General features: G+C 43.7%; 18 protein-coding genes and 1 pseudogene. 10 read left to right on the top strand and 9 right to left on the bottom strand.

The features are described from left to right. Nucleotides 1–57 precede the first annotated feature (57 nt). Together AC6RV6_RS05660 and AC6RV6_RS05655 are read left to right on the top strand one after the other, a co-directional pair. Nucleotides 58–1,407: a GTP-binding protein gene (locus tag AC6RV6_RS05660; RefSeq protein WP_500239633.1), complete on the top strand. Its 1,350-nt coding sequence runs from the start codon at nt 58–60 to the stop codon at nt 1,405–1,407. Nucleotides 1,408–1,566: 159 nt separating this feature from the next. Further along, complete coding sequence (locus tag AC6RV6_RS05655; protein ID WP_500239616.1) at nt 1,567–1,932, top strand: ArsR/SmtB family transcription factor; 366 nt, start codon at nt 1,567–1,569, stop codon at nt 1,930–1,932. A 15-nt stretch (nt 1,933–1,947) separates the two neighbouring features. Here the strand turns inward: AC6RV6_RS05655 and AC6RV6_RS05650 are convergent, their stop codons facing one another. The 4 genes from AC6RV6_RS05650 to AC6RV6_RS05635 form a co-directional block, all read right to left on the bottom strand. Next, the gene (locus AC6RV6_RS05650; protein WP_500239615.1) at nt 1,948–2,925 is read right to left on the bottom strand and encodes an arsenic resistance protein; all 978 of its coding nucleotides are present in this window, start codon (nt 2,923–2,925) and stop codon (nt 1,948–1,950) included. Between the two features lie 95 nt (nt 2,926–3,020). After that, nucleotides 3,021–3,371 (bottom strand): rhodanese-like domain-containing protein, encoded by a 351-nt coding sequence (locus tag AC6RV6_RS05645; RefSeq protein ID WP_500239614.1) that lies wholly within the window; start codon nt 3,369–3,371, stop codon nt 3,021–3,023. Further along, complete coding sequence (locus AC6RV6_RS05640; protein ID WP_500239613.1) at nt 3,368–3,577, bottom strand: YgaP family membrane protein; 210 nt, start codon at nt 3,575–3,577, stop codon at nt 3,368–3,370. The genes AC6RV6_RS05645 and AC6RV6_RS05640 overlap by 4 nt, the downstream gene beginning before the upstream one ends. 19 nt (nt 3,578–3,596) lie before the next feature. After that, on the bottom strand, nt 3,597–4,007 hold the full coding sequence (locus AC6RV6_RS05635; RefSeq protein WP_500239612.1) for a DUF302 domain-containing protein: 411 nt from the start codon (nt 4,005–4,007) through the stop codon (nt 3,597–3,599). A gap of 274 nt (nt 4,008–4,281) precedes the next feature. Between AC6RV6_RS05635 and AC6RV6_RS05630 the strand changes: the two genes are divergently transcribed. The 5 genes from AC6RV6_RS05630 to AC6RV6_RS05610 all read left to right on the top strand — a co-directional run bounded on the left by AC6RV6_RS05630 (nt 4,282) and on the right by AC6RV6_RS05610 (nt 8,124). After that, a complete protein-coding gene (locus AC6RV6_RS05630) occupies nt 4,282–5,589 on the top strand; it encodes an NAD(P)/FAD-dependent oxidoreductase (RefSeq protein WP_500239611.1) in 1,308 nt (435 codons plus the stop codon). A gap of 26 nt (nt 5,590–5,615) precedes the next feature. Beyond that, nucleotides 5,616–6,215 (top strand): Tll0287-like domain-containing protein, encoded by a 600-nt coding sequence (locus tag AC6RV6_RS05625; RefSeq protein WP_500239610.1) that lies wholly within the window; start codon nt 5,616–5,618, stop codon nt 6,213–6,215. Nucleotides 6,216–6,217: 2 nt separating this feature from the next. Next, on the top strand, nt 6,218–6,724 hold the full coding sequence (locus AC6RV6_RS05620) for a DUF3122 domain-containing protein (protein WP_500239609.1): 507 nt from the start codon (nt 6,218–6,220) through the stop codon (nt 6,722–6,724). Between the two features lie 4 nt (nt 6,725–6,728). Next, entirely contained in the window at nt 6,729–7,046 is a 318-nt protein-coding gene (locus tag AC6RV6_RS05615; protein ID WP_500239608.1) for a hypothetical protein, read from the top strand. Nucleotides 7,047–7,191: 145 nt separating this feature from the next. Then, nucleotides 7,192–8,124, top strand: a complete 933-nt coding sequence (locus AC6RV6_RS05610) for an MBL fold metallo-hydrolase (protein ID WP_500239607.1) — start codon at nt 7,192–7,194, stop codon at nt 8,122–8,124. 164 nt (nt 8,125–8,288) lie between these two features. Here AC6RV6_RS05610 and AC6RV6_RS05605 read toward each other — a convergent pair whose 3' ends face one another. Next, a complete protein-coding gene (locus tag AC6RV6_RS05605) occupies nt 8,289–8,636 on the bottom strand; it encodes a thioredoxin family protein (protein ID WP_500239606.1) in 348 nt (115 codons plus the stop codon). A 137-nt stretch (nt 8,637–8,773) separates the two neighbouring features. Beyond that, a complete protein-coding gene (locus AC6RV6_RS05600) occupies nt 8,774–9,475 on the bottom strand; it encodes an NnrU family protein (RefSeq protein ID WP_500239605.1) in 702 nt (233 codons plus the stop codon). Between the two features lie 235 nt (nt 9,476–9,710). Here AC6RV6_RS05600 and AC6RV6_RS05595 point away from each other — a divergent pair. Beyond that, nucleotides 9,711–10,637: pseudogene (locus AC6RV6_RS05595) on the top strand (LysR family transcriptional regulator); the annotation flags it as partial. Between the two features lie 280 nt (nt 10,638–10,917). On the opposite strand, the gene AC6RV6_RS05590 reads toward AC6RV6_RS05595, so the two are convergent. Both AC6RV6_RS05590 and dnaK read right to left on the bottom strand, forming a co-directional pair. Continuing rightward, nucleotides 10,918–11,922, bottom strand: coding sequence for a DnaJ C-terminal domain-containing protein (locus AC6RV6_RS05590; RefSeq protein ID WP_500239604.1), 1,005 nt, complete (start codon nt 11,920–11,922; stop codon nt 10,918–10,920). A 59-nt stretch (nt 11,923–11,981) separates the two neighbouring features. After that, nucleotides 11,982–14,120 carry a molecular chaperone DnaK gene (gene dnaK, locus AC6RV6_RS05585; protein WP_500239603.1) on the bottom strand — a complete coding sequence of 713 codons (2,139 nt, stop codon included), beginning with the start codon at nt 14,118–14,120 and terminating at the stop codon, nt 11,982–11,984. 253 nt (nt 14,121–14,373) lie between these two features. Between dnaK and AC6RV6_RS05580 the strand changes: the two genes are divergently transcribed. Both AC6RV6_RS05580 and AC6RV6_RS05575 read left to right on the top strand, forming a co-directional pair. Beyond that, entirely contained in the window at nt 14,374–15,870 is a 1,497-nt protein-coding gene (locus AC6RV6_RS05580; RefSeq protein WP_500239602.1) for an AAA family ATPase, read from the top strand. Further along, nucleotides 15,860–16,687 carry a hypothetical protein gene (locus tag AC6RV6_RS05575; protein ID WP_500239601.1) on the top strand — a complete coding sequence of 276 codons (828 nt, stop codon included), beginning with the start codon at nt 15,860–15,862 and terminating at the stop codon, nt 16,685–16,687. The genes AC6RV6_RS05580 and AC6RV6_RS05575 overlap by 11 nt, the downstream gene beginning before the upstream one ends. A 2-nt stretch (nt 16,688–16,689) precedes the next feature. On the opposite strand, the gene AC6RV6_RS05570 is transcribed toward AC6RV6_RS05575, so the two are convergent. After that, a complete protein-coding gene (locus tag AC6RV6_RS05570; protein ID WP_500239600.1) occupies nt 16,690–16,869 on the bottom strand; it encodes a hypothetical protein in 180 nt (59 codons plus the stop codon). Between the last annotated feature and the right edge of the window lie 5 nt (nt 16,870–16,874).

Below are 16,874 nucleotides of genomic sequence, written 5' to 3'. Positions count from 1 at the left end.
TTTTCCAGCAAGCGATCGGCTAAAATAGAAAGATATCTTTGCAACTGTTACTGTACTTTGTCCCAAGAAACCCATTACAATCGCGCCAAGACGAGCTTACAACAGGCGCTCTCATGGTATTCCGGCTTTCAGCGTCACGGACGCTATCGCCCCAGCTTGGAACTGCAAACTGCGGTAAGCAGCGAATTGCAGACATTAAAAGGGGCGTTGGATAAATTAGAACGCAAAACGATTTGTATTGCGGCGTTTGGCTTGGTTAGCCGAGGAAAATCTGCAGTTCTCAATGCGTTGTTAGCGGAAAAAGTCCTCGAAATGGGTCCGATCCACGGCGTGACCAAATATCCTCAATCGATTTATTGGGCGATCGCGGATAAAATGCAAATCGAACTCATTGACACCCCCGGACTCGATGAAGTTGACGGACAAATGAGAGCCAGTATGGCAAGAGAGATTGCTTATAAGGCGGACTTAATTTTATTTGTCGTGGCGGGAGATATTACACAAACGGAATATGATGCTTTATGTGAGCTACGCGCCTATCATAAACCCTTATTGTTAATCTTTAATAAAATCGATCTGTATCCAGAATGCGATCGCGAACTCATTTATCAACAATTGCAACAATTAGGAACAGGAAAAGAAGCAGATAAACAGCTACAAGCCTTGCTTTCTCCCGAAGAAATTGTCATGACTGCGGCTTCTCCGACTCCGTTACAGGTCAGAGTAGAATGGCCAGACGGTCGAGTCACCCAAGAATGGGAAACACCAGACCCTCAAATCGATGTTTTGCGAGACAAAATTTTAGAAATTTTAAATCGAGAAGGGCGTTCTCTCCTTGCTCTAAATGCCTTGGTGCAAGGACGAGAAGCGGAAAAGAAATTAGCGAGAAAAACGGTCGAATTACGTCAAAAAGAAGCCGAGGAAACAATTTGGAATTATGCTAAATATAAAGCCCTTGCGGTAGCGATTAATCCTATTCCTTTTCTCGATGTTTTTGTGGGGATGCTGGCAGATTTAGCGCTCATTCGCGCTCTAGCACGGTTGTACGGCTTGCCGATGACGAGTTATGAAGCGGGGAAAGTGTGGCGTAAAATTTTGTTGAGTTCTGGGACTTTATTATTAGGAGAATTGGGAAGTAGCGTGCTATTAGGAATGGGCAAAACAACGGCAGCAAGTGGACTAGAAGGTTCTGTCCCTTTAACTGCATGGCTATCGGCGGCGGCACTTCAAGGCGGTTTAGCTGGGTATGGGGCTTATGCTGTGGGAAAAGTGGCACAGCGTTACTTAGAAACTGGATGTACTTGGGGAGAGTTGGGCGCAAGTACCGTCATTGCAGAAATTCTCGCTCGAGTCGAACCGAATGCGATCGTTTATCGTCTACGCAATGAAATTGGTATTTATCTTTAAATCCAGCTTGTATCAGAGTTTCTACCCTTCTCTTGACCTATCTAATCCCGATAATTACGATTATCGGTACTAAATGACGATCGCTCTACCAAAGCTGGCGTTTAATTCAATATAATGTTATATTATTAGTTAGTTAAATAGGTAAAGATAATCCGAACCGTGGCTAAAATTATCAACCATAAAAATTCTGCGACCGCTCTTGCTCCCGTTGCCGATTATTTTAAAATGCTTTCTGAAGTCAGTCGCCTACAAATTTTGAACTGTTTAAAAGTCGGGGAAATGAATGTCACTCAACTCTCAGAAGAAACGGGGTTAGGACAGGCAAATTTATCCAAACATTTAAAGACTTTAACACAAGCTGGTATTTTAACGCGCAAGCCTGTTGGTGTTAGCGTTTATTATGAAATTAGCGATCCAATGATTTTCGATCTCTGCGAATTGGTTTGCGATCGCCTCAGCGATCGCATGCAGGAGCAAGCCGATCGCTGGAATCAATTAAAAGATTTTCATCCTCTGGTTAAATGATTTATCGGGGGGAATTCACGCTTCGATCATCGGCGTGCCGAAGATGCGATCGGTTAACTTGACATACCAAGCAGCAGCTTGAACTTGGATAATATAACCCATTGCGATAATTAGGGCGATTTCTGAGCCTTCTTTTGCCCCGAAAACAGTAATTGCGATCGCTAAAGCAATAGAAAGATTTCGCATCACTGTCCCATAAACTAAAGCAATGGCATCGTCGCGATCGAATAAGACTTTACCAACAAGCGTACTCAAAAGAAAGTTAAAGCCATAAATCAGAGTCAGAGGGATGAAAAAGGATAAAACATCGAGAGGGTTATTCACGATTGATTTTGCTTTTAATGCCATCGCAACAAAGACAATGCCTAAAACGCCAATCGTTGAGAAGACGGGAAACTTTTTCTTGAGGGTTTTGTTATAGCGATCGTTGCCAACGGTGGCCAAGATAATTTGCTTGGTAACAAATCCTAATAGCATGGGGAGGAAGACAATAAAAACAATTTGCTTGAAAATATTCAGCAAAGGAATTTCAATCGCAGTTCCCATCAGCCATTTTACATATAACGGAGCAGCCAAGGAGCCAGCAATTAAGCCAATCACTGTCATTTTAATCGCCGCATTGAGATTTCCTTTAGCAAACCCCGTCCAAGAAATGGTCATCCCGCTTGTGGGTAAGAGGGAAGTCAGCAATAAACCCAGTAAAATTAAAGGGCGATCGCGAAAAAAGAGTTGCCCGATTCCCAAGGCAACAAACGGAATAACGGCAAAGTTAATTAACTGAGTAATTCCCTGTAATTTATAATCCCCTCCCGAGAAAACTTTGTTGATTTGCAAGTTAATCATCATGGGATAAACCATGAGAAAAGTGAGAGGAATGATTGCCGCTTTGAGGAAAGCAGGATCGGTGGAAATTCCAAAAATAATACCCGCAATCATAAAGGCTGGAATTGACCAAATTAAATTCTTTTGCAGCGTTGCTAAAAAATTCCACATGATGGGTAATGGATAGTAGAAACTGAGAAAAAATGAAGCAGGAAGGAACAAGGATAAAATAAAATTTCCCTTGTTCCTCTGAAATTGTTAATTGATTACGGCCATTTCATCATGCCGCCAGTAATGTTATAAACTTGTTGAAAACCCAGATTGAGGAGTTGTTTGGCGGCAATAGGGCTGCGGTGAGAAGTCAAACAAACAACAGCAACAGGGCGATCTTTGGGTAAGTCTTGAAACCATTGCGGCCACACCCAACGACGCAGCCAAGGAAATCGCCCTAATAAAATGCGCGGTAGGCTGAGATTTTTGGCATTAGGAGCATGAGAGAGGGCAAATTCTACATTGCTCCGAACGTCAATTAATAAGGGTGGGATGGAGAGTTTTAAATACTCTTCTGGAGAGAGCGCGATCGCCGACCATCCTACCTCTAAAGATGCAGGTTTCATTGTTGATTTTGCGATCGCGTATTAATGCCCAAAAGACCATAAAGGAAACAAGAGCCAGCAATACTGCTAAGGGAAAGAACAGCCGCAATTACAATTAAACCCGTGGCTAACATCGAACCCGCATACACGAACAAACTCAAATACAGTAAAACGGAAGCTAAAATTAGGCGAATAAAGCGATCGCCAATACCGACATTATTAAACATTGGTTTTTTCTCCTTTTATCTAACTTGCAGTGGCTAATTCGGGAACTTCCAAACGGTTCATCACCGCTTGCATTTTGGCGCGGGCATTTTGGGCAACTTCTCGGGCGGCTTCCCCGGCAACAGTTTGAAACATCGCCAGAGGGTCGATCGCGGAAATTTCGATTTTGCCGTCTTCTCGCTGCTGTACGACGACATTGCAAGGATACCAAACCCCTGCTTTATCATCGATTTGCAACATTTGATGGGCAATGGTTGCATTGCAGGCTCCGAGAATTTGATAGGGACGAAAATCAACATTGATTTTCTTTCTCAGTGTCGCTTTGACATCAATTTCTGTGAGTACCCCAAAACCTTCGGCTTGTAACGCGGCGATCGCTCGAGCGATCGCTTCGTCAAATGTTGCCTCTAATACTTTGCTGAAATAGTACATTTATTGTGTTGCTTGAATCTGTATCTTTAAATCATTGTATAACCAATTAGTAAGATAGTCAAGTGTTTGAAAAAAAAATATTCATCTTGATTGCTGTAATTCCCTGAATAAGAGGCTTGACAGAGAGAACAGAAGCGAAAAAGTTGCGATCGCAGCACATTTTTCTTCCTCCTCGCCTTGACAGATCGATTAAAAACGCTATCATCATTATATAACTACTTAGTTTAACGCTTTTAATTCACAAAACGAGTTTTCGAGTCAGGACACCAAAGAAATGGCACAAATTGCAATTCTGGGGGCAGGGTTGGGGGGACTTCCCGCCACTTATGAATTAAGACATCATCTCTCCCGCAAACATGACGTGACGCTAATTTCCAAAAAACCGGAATTTACATTCATTCCGGGGCTGATTCAGGTCGCTTTAGGTTTAAAATCTTTGCACCACGTCCAATTAAACTTGGCAGAATTGACGCAAAGACACGGCATTAACTGGATTGAAAAATCGGTAACAGGACTCGATCCAGAGGGGAAAACGATCGCTTTGGAAGGCGGGGAAAAACTTCCTTATGACTATGCGATCGTGGCAACAGGAGCATCCCTTGACTTTGCTGCCATTCCGGGACTGGGACCCCATCACGGCTATACCCAATCCGTTTGCAGTCCATCCCACGCGATCGCCGCGAAAAAAGCATGGTTGCAATTCTTAGAGAATCCGGGAGAATTAGTGGTGGGAGCGGCACCGGGAACCGGATGTTTCGGCCCCGCTTATGAATTTGTCTTGATGGCAGATTGGGAATTGCGGCGGCGAGGACTGCGCGATCGCGTGGAAATTACCTACGTTACCCCCGAACCTTATGCCGGACATATGGGAGTTAGAGGGGTTAAAAATGCCCGAGAACTGACGCAAAATTTATTGCAGAAACGAGGAATCAAGGTTATTGATAACGCCGCGATCGTATCAGTCGATCCTGACGCGATCGCCTTAGCGGATGGGAAAATCTTGCCGTTTAAATATGCAATGATATTACCCGCCTTTCGCGGGGCAAAATTTATCGGCAATGTCCCCGGTTTGGGCAATGACAAGAGATTTATTCCCACGCAACCGACAGGTAAACACTCAACCCTACCGGGAATTTATGCGTTAGGAGTCAGCGTCGAATTGCAGCAACCGGACAAAACCCCCATCGCGATCGGATTGCCCAAAAGCGGACAGATGACCGAAGCAATGGCCGTGGCCGTGGCTCATAATGTCGCCGTAGAATTGGGAGAAATTCAAGCTCCCTTACAAATTCCCACCTTAGAAGCATTGTGTTTTGCTGAATTTGGCAACACGGGAATTGCTTATATTGCCGCTCCAGTACTGCCAAATCCAGAGACGAGTCAACGGCGTTATTCCTATGCCGTACAAGGTCTTTGGGTCGCGTGGGTGAAAGCTGCATTCGAGGAATACTTTATGTACAAAATGCGTTTTGGGGCGGGGATGCCCTGGTTTGAAAAGTTAGGCTTGCGGGCATTATTTGGCTTGGATGTCGTGAAATCTTGGCCGGAGCCAGAAAGCAAGAAACGAAAATACGCACTTTAACCCACCTCTCATTCATGAGAAAAACAATGAAATTTATTCTGAGTTTATTTCTAAGCGTGCTGATTGCTTTTGCCTTCTTTCCCGTAACGGCTTGGGCGCAAACCGATCCGGCACAACTGGCACAAGCAGTGGCAGAGATCGAAACGATTAATACGATGCGATCGCAACTGGCTGCAACCTTAGAAGATCGCACCGAACCCATTACACCGCAAACCTTTCAGGAAGTCTGCAAACCCGTCGGGATGCGCTTGCAACAGGTCGGTAAGGAAAATGGCTGGCAAATGCAGCAAATTGCCAATCAATACCGCAACCCCGCTCATGCCCCAAGCGATCGCTTTGCTGAAGATGCTCTTAAACAATTTGCCAACAATCCAGATTTAATAGGATTTTGGCAACGAGAAAATCTCGATAATGTCGCAGGAACCCGTTATTTCCGGCGCATTAACGTCGAGGCAAGCTGCCTTGCCTGTCACGGCGCAAAAGATACCCGTCCTCAATTTGTGAAAGAGAAATATCCCCAAGATTTAGCGTTTGATTTCGAGGTGGGAGATTTGCGAGGAATGTACGGTGTTTTTATTCCCGACCGGATGAAAACCTTAATGCAAGAGAGTTTAAAAGGAGAATGACAATGCGGCAATTGTTGCGATCGCTAATGATAAGCCTTCTTTTCGGGCTGTTAATATTTGCTGGGGGGGTATTTATTCCCCATGCAACCGCAGCCGTTTACACCCTAGAAGAAGCCCCCGGTCAAATGCTCTATCAGTCCCGTCACACCTTACGAGATGAAACAGGGCAACCTTGGCAGGTAGTGCTATTTAAACGAGAAAAAGCGAATGAAGATAGCAGCGTGCATTTGCGTTTAGTCGGGTTTCCCGATGTCGTCACCTTCGACCATCCTCAACCGTTAAAAGTGTTTGCATCTACGGGAAAAGTTTGGCTTGCTGAAGATGTTTTTGCAAGCAAATCGCCCGCCGAGAATGTCGGGGAATTTGATTTCAAAGAAGTGTTACCAAAATTGCCGCAAGTGGCATTGGTGCAACTATTATTAGAGATGAAGGACGATCGCGCGATCGCGTTGCAAATTCCCGCCGAAGTCGTCTTGGAATGGCATTTAAGTATTGAAAAAGGAGGATAAAATCATGACAGCAACCGCATTAGTTCGCAAATTAAACACCGGTGATATTGAAGTAATGAGTAATTTAACCGATCTCACCGTGAGCGGCGATCGCGTTTCTCGTTTGGATTCCGATCGTTCTGCGACCTCAGTTCACCTCAGTTTTACCGTACAAGATCCTCAACAGTTAGCGAGTATTTTGACAGCGACGGACGAATTAGGATTTATCTTACATCCAGAAGATGCGATCGAAGTCGGTCTATCCTTAGCGGCAATGGGAATGCAGGGAAAAACCCCAGAAGAAATCGCCACAGCCGTACAACAACGCATTGAGGAAATTTGACTAAAAAGAAGTGGTCTCAAGCCTCCTGCCGCTATTCTCGGCGATCTGAAGCCCCATGATTCTTTAACTTGTTCCCACGCGATCGCATTGACGATCGCCGAACGATCGTGGTAGTTATCGAGTCTATAAACTCTTCAGGATCGGTATGAATTTATTGCAACGGGGACTTTTCCAAAAATGCGCGATCGCTTTAGTCAACTTAGGAGCCGTTTTTCTCGCCTCGACTCCCCTGTTAGCACAGGATTTTGAAAATGCTCAAATTACAACCATTCCTATTGATGAAGGCATTTATATGTTAAGCGGCATCGGGGGCAATATGGGGCTTTTGGTGGGGAAAGATGGCATTTTTCTCATTGATGATGAATATGCCCCCTTATCCGAGAAAGTGACAGCCGCCATCGCTGCCATTAGCGATCGCCCCGTTCGCTTTGTTATTAATACCCATTGGCACAGCGATCATACCGGAGGCAATGAAAATTTAGGACGTGCTGGCACTGTAATTGTTGCCCATGATAACGTGCGCGAACGGATGAGCGTAGAACAAGTCGTAGAAACATTAGGCATGACTTTTCCTGCCTCTCCTCCCGCAGCACTGCCAAGTATTACCTTTAACGATACAGTCACTTTTTATCTCAACGAAAACGAAATCTCTGCCTTTCACGTTGAATCGGCTCACACCGATGGCGATTCTATTATTCACATTCAGGATGCTAATATCATTCACGCAGGAGATGTTTATTTTAATGGTCATTATCCCTTCATTGATATCGATAGCGGCGGATCTATTGATGGGATACTGGCAGCCGTCGAAAAATTATTGCAAATGGTTGACGATGACACCAAAATTATCCCCGGTCACGGTGCCCTCTCCAACCGTGCCGAATTGATTGTTTATCGAGATATGTTGTTAACCGTGCGCGATCGCGTCAGTACGGCCATTTTCCAAGGGATGTCAGTGGAAGATTTGCTCGCTTCTAATCCGAATGCTGATTTTGACCCGACTTGGGGGACGGGTTTTCTCAACCCCGAACAGTTTTTGCGAATTGTTTATGCAGATCTCTCGCGATCGCGGCAATAATCCTCTGGGATTTACTTTTTGTGATATCAAACTGTATCAATCCGATCGAGAGCAGAAAAAGCCCTACTATTCTGAAAAAAATAGTAGGGTATAAAAAGTGAAGCAAGAAAAAACAAATGTTAGTGAAAATAAACGCGATCGCTTTTCTCAACCCTGCTCATTTTTTAACGCGATCGGGCATATTGTTGCAGGGGAATGGCCACCAAACTCGATAGCGTCCGTTGTAAGTCATCCCGTCCTGGAAAACCCTCAACTCGATACATAACCTGTCCTTCGGAAAACAGAATGACGGTGGGGAGAATTTTTAAACGGTAGGTGTTAACGAGTTTAAGATTTTCATCAGCATTAATGCCAAACAGTTTAATTGCAGAATCGCTTTCGGCTTGACACTTGAGCAAAATCGGTTCAATAGTTCGACACAATTTACACCAAGGAGCCCAAAAATTAACTAAAACAGGTTGTGTTGAAGCTAAAACATGCTGATTAAAATTTGATTCGCAGATATGGCGCATTTTTCTTATGAGGTTTTAAAATGGGCTTTTTATGAGACTTGGGATCATGCTACATCCAATTGGGATACCCTGCCAAAGAAAATAATGAGTTAAGGATAAAAGATAAATTTTATCTCTCTCCCAACTGAATATAAGGTCTACCAAGGAACTCGGGCGGTAACGGTCATTAACCACGGATGTCCCCACCAAAGCAGCGCAATAAATGCGGTAACCCCCAAGTAAGCAGGACGGAAAAATTCTTGCCATTGTAAGGTTTGGCGACCGTCGAGAATGGCACGGAAAGGGATCGTAGAAGTTCGTTCTTTGGCCTTGAGAAACGCATCACCATAACGGCTTTGCCAACGGCGATCGCCATGCCAAACCCCAAAGATATGATGGAGGATCAACCCTAGAGAAGTCAGGAGGGTAAAGGTACTGCCGATCCAAAGTGTATGGGCAATACACCAGATCACCTGTCCTACCATTTGCGGATGCCGGGTAATGCGGATAATTCCCGTTTCGTAAAGGTGAATTTCCGGTTTTTGGATAGCCGCGATTTCGAGGAGATTAAACGTTGCGGGATAGAGAAAGAAAAAAGACAAGGCACTCAGACTCCAAACCATCGCTTTTACTCCCGGAACCCCTTGGACTTGCCACAGAATCGCACCATCATAGCGGTGGTTAAAAAAATAAATGATTAAGACCGTCGCGAAAGGAATACTAACCAAGGCAAAGACGACCCGATAGAGTCTTGCGCCAATTTTACTTTCCCCCCAATTTCGCAACCCTGCCAAACCGCTATGAGCGATCGCAAACCCCAATAATAATGCCAACATCGTGCCGTGACTAGCCATAAGCAATGAACCGATCGTTTTTAATGTTTTTTAATAATCCAGCAAAGGCAAGGTTTTCCTAGGCTTGGTTAAGTAAACCTAATGATTCTCAGATTAACCGATCCCCTGTTGTGATACTGTCAAGGTCAACAGGGGACGCGCAACAGGTGCAAGATTAACCTATAAATTCATTAAATCAGATCGTTGAATCGGACTGTGAGTGTTGAAGTCCCCAAACCCTTTACTTTCTTCTTTGGGTATTATGTCGGAAATTCCGTTCACCCTCGACCAACTTCGCATTCTCAAAGCTATCTCGACTGAGGGTAGTTTTAAACGGGCGGCAGATAGCCTCTATGTCTCTCAACCCGCCGTGAGTTTGCAGGTGCAAAACCTCGAAAAACAAATGGATGTTCATTTGTTCGATCGCGGCGGACGCAAGGCACAATTAACCGAAGCCGGGCATCTCCTCCTCAATTATGGGGAAAAAATTCTCAGTCTTTGTCAGGAAACCTGTCGGGCGATCGAAGATTTACAAAATTTACAAGGGGGAACTCTTATCGTGGGGGCTTCCCAAACCACAGGGACTTATTTACTTCCACGCATGATCGGTTTATTCCGCCAGCATTATCCCGATGTCTCGGTACAGTTACAAGTTCATTCGACTCGCCGCACCTCTTGGAGTGTTTCTAACGGTCAGGTAGATTTAGCGATTATTGGTGGGGAAGTGCCTTCGGAATTGCAAGACATACTGGAAATTCAACCCTATGCCAAAGATGAGTTGGCTCTGATTTTACCGTTGTCTCATCCTTTTGCGAAATTGGCAGCCATTCAACGGGAAGATCTGTATAAGCTCAATTTTATTGCTCTCGATTCTCAATCGACCATTCGCAAAGTGATCGATCGCGTCCTCACGGATGCAGAAATCGATCCCAAGCGGTTAAAAATTGAAATGGAACTCAATTCTATAGAAGCGATTAAAAACGCGGTACAGTCGGGTTTGGGGGCAGCTTTTGTTTCAGTTTCCGCGATCGAAAAGGAATTACGAATGAAAGTTCTCCATCGCACTACCATTGAAAATATGACGGTGAATCGGACTTTAGCCGTAATTATCAATCCGACCCGCTATCGTTCTAAGGCGGCAGGTGCATTTATTCGCGAGATTTTACCTCAGTTTTCGACTCGTAAAGATTTTGCGCTGTTGGGGCGATCGAATGAGAAAGCTGCTAAAACCAGTGATAAAGGCGCTAAAACCAAAGAGTCCGAAAAGCAATTAAATGAAGTCACACCAGTATCGACAGAAACTTAGATATTGCGATCGCGTGGTGAAATTTAATGAAAATGTAGTCAAGATTGCTCGAATTCGGTTGAGTCTTCTCAGGATAGTTTTATTGAGGTTGCGATCTCATATTAGGTAAGTTATCTATAAATATTAACATTAAGCGAGAGAAGGCGATCGCGCGCAACATTGCTTACGATAAAAATTCAATCATCGCTTGACGGGGTTTGCAGACTTCCAATTGACGGAGTTTTTCATAGAGTTCTTGTTCTTCGGGACTTAAATCTGTAGGAACGATGACTTGAATTTCTACTAATTGATCGCCACGAGAACTATTACCGCGAGGATAGCCTTTATTGGCGAGGCGCAAGCGCTTCCTCGATCGCACCCCCGCCGGAACGTTCATTTTAACCAAGCCGTCGAGGGTCGGGACTTCTACCATTCCGCCTAACACCGCTTCACTGGGGGTTAAAGGCACTTGACAGAAAATATCTGCCCCCTGTAGCTCAAAAAAACGATGGGGTTCGACGGTGATTTTCAGATAGAGATCGCCACCGTAAAGCCCTTGACCGCGCAAGCGAATTTTTTGATTATTGACGATCGCGGGGGGCATTTCCACTTCTAGCGATCGCCCATCTTCGAGGCGAATGCGTTCTTTGCCGCCACTATAGGCTTTCTCTAAGGGTAAAGTCAGTCGCGCTTCGATATTGCGCGGGCGTTCCTTGGTTTGCGTCCCGCCGTTTTCTTTGACCGTATACGCCATTTTCTTGACCCCCGGGCGAAACGCATCTTTAGCCTTCGGATCCACCCTCGCACTGGCTGGCGGTCGTTCGCTGATATCCGGCGATCGGTTAATCAGATCTTCGACAAAGCGATCGAAATCCTGATAACTTTTGGGATCGAACCCTTCCGGGACAGGGCGATCGCGTTTGGGCGGTGATTTTTTCGGAGGTTTGCGTTTTTTGGTATCACTCTGCCAATAGCGGCTGAAATTGTCATATTGCGATCGCCGATAGGAATCCGACAGAACTTCGTAGGCTTCGTTAATATCTTTAAATTGATCTTCCGCCACTTTATCCCCCGGATTCAAATCCGGATGATAGCGCCTCGCCAAACGCCGAAACGATTGTTTGATCTCGGCACCCGACGCATCAAGATCCACATCTAAAATTCTGTAGTAGTCGCGAAAATTTTGCATTCGTTAATGGTGACTGGTGACTGATAACTGATAACGGGTAACTGATAATTGATAACTGATTAGAACCAATCGTCGTCATCGTCGTCCCAATCATTGTTGTAGGAAGGGCGAGAATTACGACGATCGCGAGGGGGTTGAGAGTAGGGATCGGGAGTATCTCGGGGGCGATCGCGGGGCGGTTGAGAATAGGGATCGCGAGGTGGCTGAGAATAAGGATCGCGTTTATCGCCGCGCTTGTTGTAGCGATCGAAAGTATCCTCGTAGGGATCGCGATTGTTATTATAGGGCGGTCGATCGCGATCGTAACGTTCTTCTCGTTTGTTGCTGCCGGTAAAGGTCTTTTTAATCGAATCGAAGAGATCGTCGTCCTCCTCTTCTTCATATTGCAAGCGCACCTCTCGGTTCAGTTCGTAGAGGGCATCTTGTAAGTCTGCAGCCGCGCGATCGATCCCCCGTTCGTCGTCCCGTTCCAAACTTTCATCTAATTCTCGCATCAAAGATTCAATTTGACGGCGATAGTAAGCCGCAAACTGGCTGCCAAAATCGAGAGTTACTTCCCGCAACCGTCGTTTGCCTTGGTCCACCAACGATTTAGCGCGATTGCGTTTCTCGACTTTTTCTCGTCGTTCTCGGTCTTCACTGGCAAAGCGTTCGGCTTCTTGCAACATGGCATTGATTTCATATTCGTTCAAGGTAGAGGCTTCTTGTACGACAATACTTTGCTCTCGTCCCGTGGTGCGATCGACTGCCGTAACTTGTAAAATTCCGTTGGCATCAATATCAAACGCGACTTGAATTTGGGGAATGCCCCTTGGTGCTGGGGGAATCCCCGTTAATTTAAAGCGTCCCAAAGACTTATTATCCTTGGCCATTTCCCGTTCCCCTTGCACGATATGCACTTCTACTACGGTCTGATTATTTTCCCCCGTGGAGAAGATATCGGAACGACGCACGGGAATCGTGGTATTACGGGGGATAAGTTTTTTGGTTACGCCGCTAATGGTTTCCAATCCCAAGGATAGGGGGGTCACGTCCAATAAGAGGACATCTTTGACCGATCCCGATAAGATTCCCGCTTGAATGGCTGCCCCTACGGCCACCACTTCATCGGGGTTTACATTTTGATTGGGTTCGCGATCGATGAGACTATAGACTAAATCTCGGATCATCGGCATTCGCGTCGATCCCCCCACGAGAACCACCTCATCGATCTCCAGCGATCGCAGCCCAGAATCTTTGAGGGCGCGTTTGACAGGACGACGCAGGCGACTCAATAAATCTCCGCACAAGCCTTCAAAACTGCCCCTTGTCAACCGCGTTTCGATATGTTGGGGTCCTTCATCGGTAGCAGTAATAAAGGGAAGGTTAATTTCCGTCACTCCCACCCCTGATAGTTCGATTTTTGCTTTCTCGGCAGCCTCCATGAGACGTTGTAGGGCTTGGCGATCGCTTTTCCGCAAGTCGATTCCCGTTCGTTCTAAAAACTCTTCTGCCAACCAGTCTACAATCTTGCGATCGAACTCATTCCCCCCTAACTGAGTATCCCCACTGGTGGCGCGAACTTCAAAAACTCCATCTCCCACATCCAAGATCGAAACATCAAAAGTTCCTCCCCCCAAGTCAAAGACCATAATTGTCTGACTGTCTTGGCGATCCAACCCATAAGCCAAAGAAGCCGCCGTCGGTTCATTAATAATTCGCAAGACATCCAAACCCGCAATGCGTCCGGCATCCCGCGTGGCTTGTCGTTGGGAGTCGTTAAAATAAGCAGGAACGGTGATCACCGCCCCGGTGACGGGTTCTCCTAAATAGCGTTCTGCATCTTCAGCCAAGCGCCTCAGAATCTTCGCAGAAAGCTCTTCTGGGGCGAAATCCTTGCCCAACCGAGGACAGGGAATCTTAACATTGCCCGCCTCATCCCGACGCACGGTATAAGCAACCCGCTTGGAATCCGGGTTTAATTCGGCATATTTACGACCGATGAAGCGCTTGATGGCGTAGAAGGTGTTTTTGGGGTTGAGAACGGTTTGTCGCCGCGCCAACTGTCCGACGAGTAACTCTCCTTCTTTGTTTACCCCTACGACGGAAGGGGTGGTTCGCATTCCTTCGGCATTGGCAATTACCATCGGCTTGCTGCCTTCCATCACGGCAACTACCGAATTTGTCGTTCCCAAGTCGATGCCAACTACTCTACCCATTTACGCTGTCGATTCCTTGAATAATTGTTAAGTCGTTGCATTCTATTGTAATCGGTAATCGGTCATGGGTAAGAGGGAGTCGGAAAGAGGCTTGCTCTGGGGGTTTTGGTCTATACTTTGAGTACAATTCCCTCTATCTGTGTGTTTTTTTGGGTTTACGAAATCTGTTGGCGCGATTTTTCGCGATCGCGCGATCGTTGGGAAAACTTGCTATACTTCGGGTTTAGATATTTAGGGAAGGCGATCGGGCAAGATGAAGTTACTAATAAAAAATTTAGGACCGATTAAAAATAATACGCAAGAAATCGATTTATCAAAGCGATTTTATGTTTTTGTTGGGGCTAATAATAGCGGAAAAACTTATGTTTCTCAGCTTCTCTGGACAATATTCAATCGTCGCATTATAAAGGGATTTACCGATCGGCTTAAAGAAGAAGAAATAAAAATTGAAATTACACAAGAATTTGAAATCAATGAAAGCATAGTTACCAATCTCCTAGAGAAATTTTCTCGTTTCATAGAGCAAGAAATGAGTGATATTTATAATGTTAGTAAGAATTCATTGCTTGCACAAAAAATCTCTATATCCTTTGATTTTAATATTAATGAATTAAAAGAACATAGTATAGAAAATAATGTTTTTAGCTTGTCCTCAGAAGAACAAGAACAAGCGTCTGAGTATATTAGTCTTACCAAAGAGATTGACTCACTAATATTGAAAATTGAAGAAAAGCCATTACCTCAATCTATTCTTGAATCAATTCCTGAAAAAGTATTACAAAATACAAGAAAGGATATAAAATTAGGAGTTAAAAGAACTGCTATTTTCTTTATTATATTGATGTTGTTAGAAAATAAGCATCAAACCTTTTTTCTGCCTTCCAATCGCTCATTTTATCCAGTATTTTATCGTTATGTTTATGATATAGAGAGAAAGAATAGAGAAGAATTGATCAGAAAAATGGTCGATCTTTTTGAGGAAACAAAAGGAGATCCTTCAAGAGTAGATATTGAAGTATTAAGGAAAGCTGGTTTATTTAAAAGACAATATACAGAACCTATGAATCGAGCTATTGAAGCCGTTTATTCTCTTAATACCAATCCAGAAGAAGTATCTCATTATACAAATTTAGTTGAGCGTTTAGTGGAAATAATGGGAGGGGATATTACAATAAAAAGTCTAGAAGGAATAGCACCAATTGAGTTCTTTTTTAAACCCAACAAACAAGAAATAGATTTACCGATGTATCTAGCATCCTCTTCTGTTAATCAGTTGAGTTTATTGTATTTGTACTTCAAATATTGGGTTGCAGAGGAAAACAATTTTTTGATGATGGATGAACCAGAAGAAAACTTGCATCCTGAAAATCAAGTCTTGCTTCTCGAAATTCTGCTCGATTTTGCGAATCAAAATGAGAATCGAGTTTTGATTACGACTCATAGCCCTTTGTTGGCAAATGCGTTGAATAATTATGTATATCTCGATATTTTGAAAAATGAGCATAATTGCAATTTAGATGATATTATAGAAGAACATAATTTAAAATATATTAACTCATCCACTTCCATTGCTCGAAAAGATGTTGGTATTTATTTCTTTACTGGCGATCGCATCATTGAGTATAATAGCGGTCATTACAGTATTTACTTTAGGGATTTCCAAGAAATTACCAGTGCGATCGATGAATGTGCAGACGTTTTAACCGACTATATTTATCTTAAAGGAAGAGACGAAGACGATGACGAATAGTTATCAATATGAGTTTGTAAGAAATAGCTTTTATGACTTTTTGCAAGATGAAACAGATCGTATAGTTCAAGAATTGTTTAATTATTGTAGTGATTTTAACGATCTAGCTCGACCAATAGAAATTGGTGAGGAAAAGAATATCGGAAAAACGGGAAAACTACAAAAGGTTTCTCTCCTCGATTGTCAGGAGGCGATCGCACGAAATGTTATCTCAAATAATACGCTTAAAAAAGGAATAGAAAGAATATGGCGTATCAATCTGGAAACAGAAATTAAAGGATTGGAAGGTTTTAAGACCTCGGCAAAAACTACAGAGATTGCTCTGCTGATTCTCAAAAAAAGAAGAAATCGAAAATATACGCTTTATGTTATTCTAGTTGAATTGAAAAACAACTTAACAATTCAGGAGTTTAAAGGAGACAATCGCGCCGGTCAATTAAGAATGATTGCCGATAAATTTCGATGCTCTATCAACCGAATGTGTATGCTGCTAACCTTAAATAATCATAAATATTCTAACAGAGGTTTTGTCAAGGATAATATATCTATAGAATTTAAAGGAGTGGTTTTTTATAATACATCTTCAATCGATAAATCTAAGATCGAGAAAAATTCCAACGATGAAAAAATGTATAGGATCTTGCAACAAGAAAAAAATCTATTAGTGCTTAAAACTGTTCTCGACTCCAAAGATAAGATCGAGGTCAGATTCATTCAAAATCAAGAACCAAAATCAGAAGCGATCGCAATTGAATTCCAAGAAGTCTTAGAACAGCTAAACATAATCAAGAGAGAAAATGAGAACGCGATCGCATGACTTCAATTAATTTCATTTTCATTTCCATTTTTATCGAGAAGTGTTTGAAATTCAGCCAGAGATCCGATCGCGATCGCTTGTTTAAACAACCATTTTAATTTAGGAATATCTTGAATATTGGCGATCGCATGGCATTCTCTAGAAAATTGCCATGTCCGGTGCAATATAAACAATCTTATCATTGCCG

The sequence above is a fragment of the Spirulina sp. LEGE 11439 genome (genome assembly GCF_059821285.1).
Note: the sequence above shows the minus strand (reverse complement) of the source record. Positions and strands in the feature narration are given on the sequence as shown.

Excerpts from the sequence above, each read along its gene's own strand:
- AC6RV6_RS05650 (WP_500239615.1), bottom strand. The coding sequence starts at position 2,925 with ATGTGGAATTTTTTAGCAACGCTGCAAAAGAATTTAATTTGGTCAATT.
- AC6RV6_RS05645 (WP_500239614.1), bottom strand. The coding sequence starts at position 3,371 with ATGAAACCTGCATCTTTAGAGGTAGGATGGTCGGCGATCGCGCTCTCT.
- AC6RV6_RS05640 (WP_500239613.1), bottom strand. The coding sequence starts at position 3,577 with ATGTTTAATAATGTCGGTATTGGCGATCGCTTTATTCGCCTAATTTTA.
- AC6RV6_RS05635 (WP_500239612.1), bottom strand. The coding sequence starts at position 4,007 with ATGTACTATTTCAGCAAAGTATTAGAGGCAACATTTGACGAAGCGATC.
- AC6RV6_RS05630 (WP_500239611.1), top strand. The coding sequence starts at position 4,282 with ATGGCACAAATTGCAATTCTGGGGGCAGGGTTGGGGGGACTTCCCGCC.
- AC6RV6_RS05625 (WP_500239610.1), top strand. The coding sequence starts at position 5,616 with ATGAAATTTATTCTGAGTTTATTTCTAAGCGTGCTGATTGCTTTTGCC.
- AC6RV6_RS05620 (WP_500239609.1), top strand. The coding sequence starts at position 6,218 with ATGCGGCAATTGTTGCGATCGCTAATGATAAGCCTTCTTTTCGGGCTG.
- AC6RV6_RS05615 (WP_500239608.1), top strand. The coding sequence starts at position 6,729 with ATGACAGCAACCGCATTAGTTCGCAAATTAAACACCGGTGATATTGAA.
- AC6RV6_RS05610 (WP_500239607.1), top strand. The coding sequence starts at position 7,192 with ATGAATTTATTGCAACGGGGACTTTTCCAAAAATGCGCGATCGCTTTA.
- AC6RV6_RS05605 (WP_500239606.1), bottom strand. The coding sequence starts at position 8,636 with ATGCGCCATATCTGCGAATCAAATTTTAATCAGCATGTTTTAGCTTCA.
- AC6RV6_RS05590 (WP_500239604.1), bottom strand. The coding sequence starts at position 11,922 with ATGCAAAATTTTCGCGACTACTACAGAATTTTAGATGTGGATCTTGAT.
- dnaK (WP_500239603.1), bottom strand. The coding sequence starts at position 14,120 with ATGGGTAGAGTAGTTGGCATCGACTTGGGAACGACAAATTCGGTAGTT.
- AC6RV6_RS05580 (WP_500239602.1), top strand. The coding sequence starts at position 14,374 with ATGAAGTTACTAATAAAAAATTTAGGACCGATTAAAAATAATACGCAA.
- AC6RV6_RS05575 (WP_500239601.1), top strand. The coding sequence starts at position 15,860 with ATGACGAATAGTTATCAATATGAGTTTGTAAGAAATAGCTTTTATGAC.
- AC6RV6_RS05570 (WP_500239600.1), bottom strand. The coding sequence starts at position 16,869 with ATGATAAGATTGTTTATATTGCACCGGACATGGCAATTTTCTAGAGAA.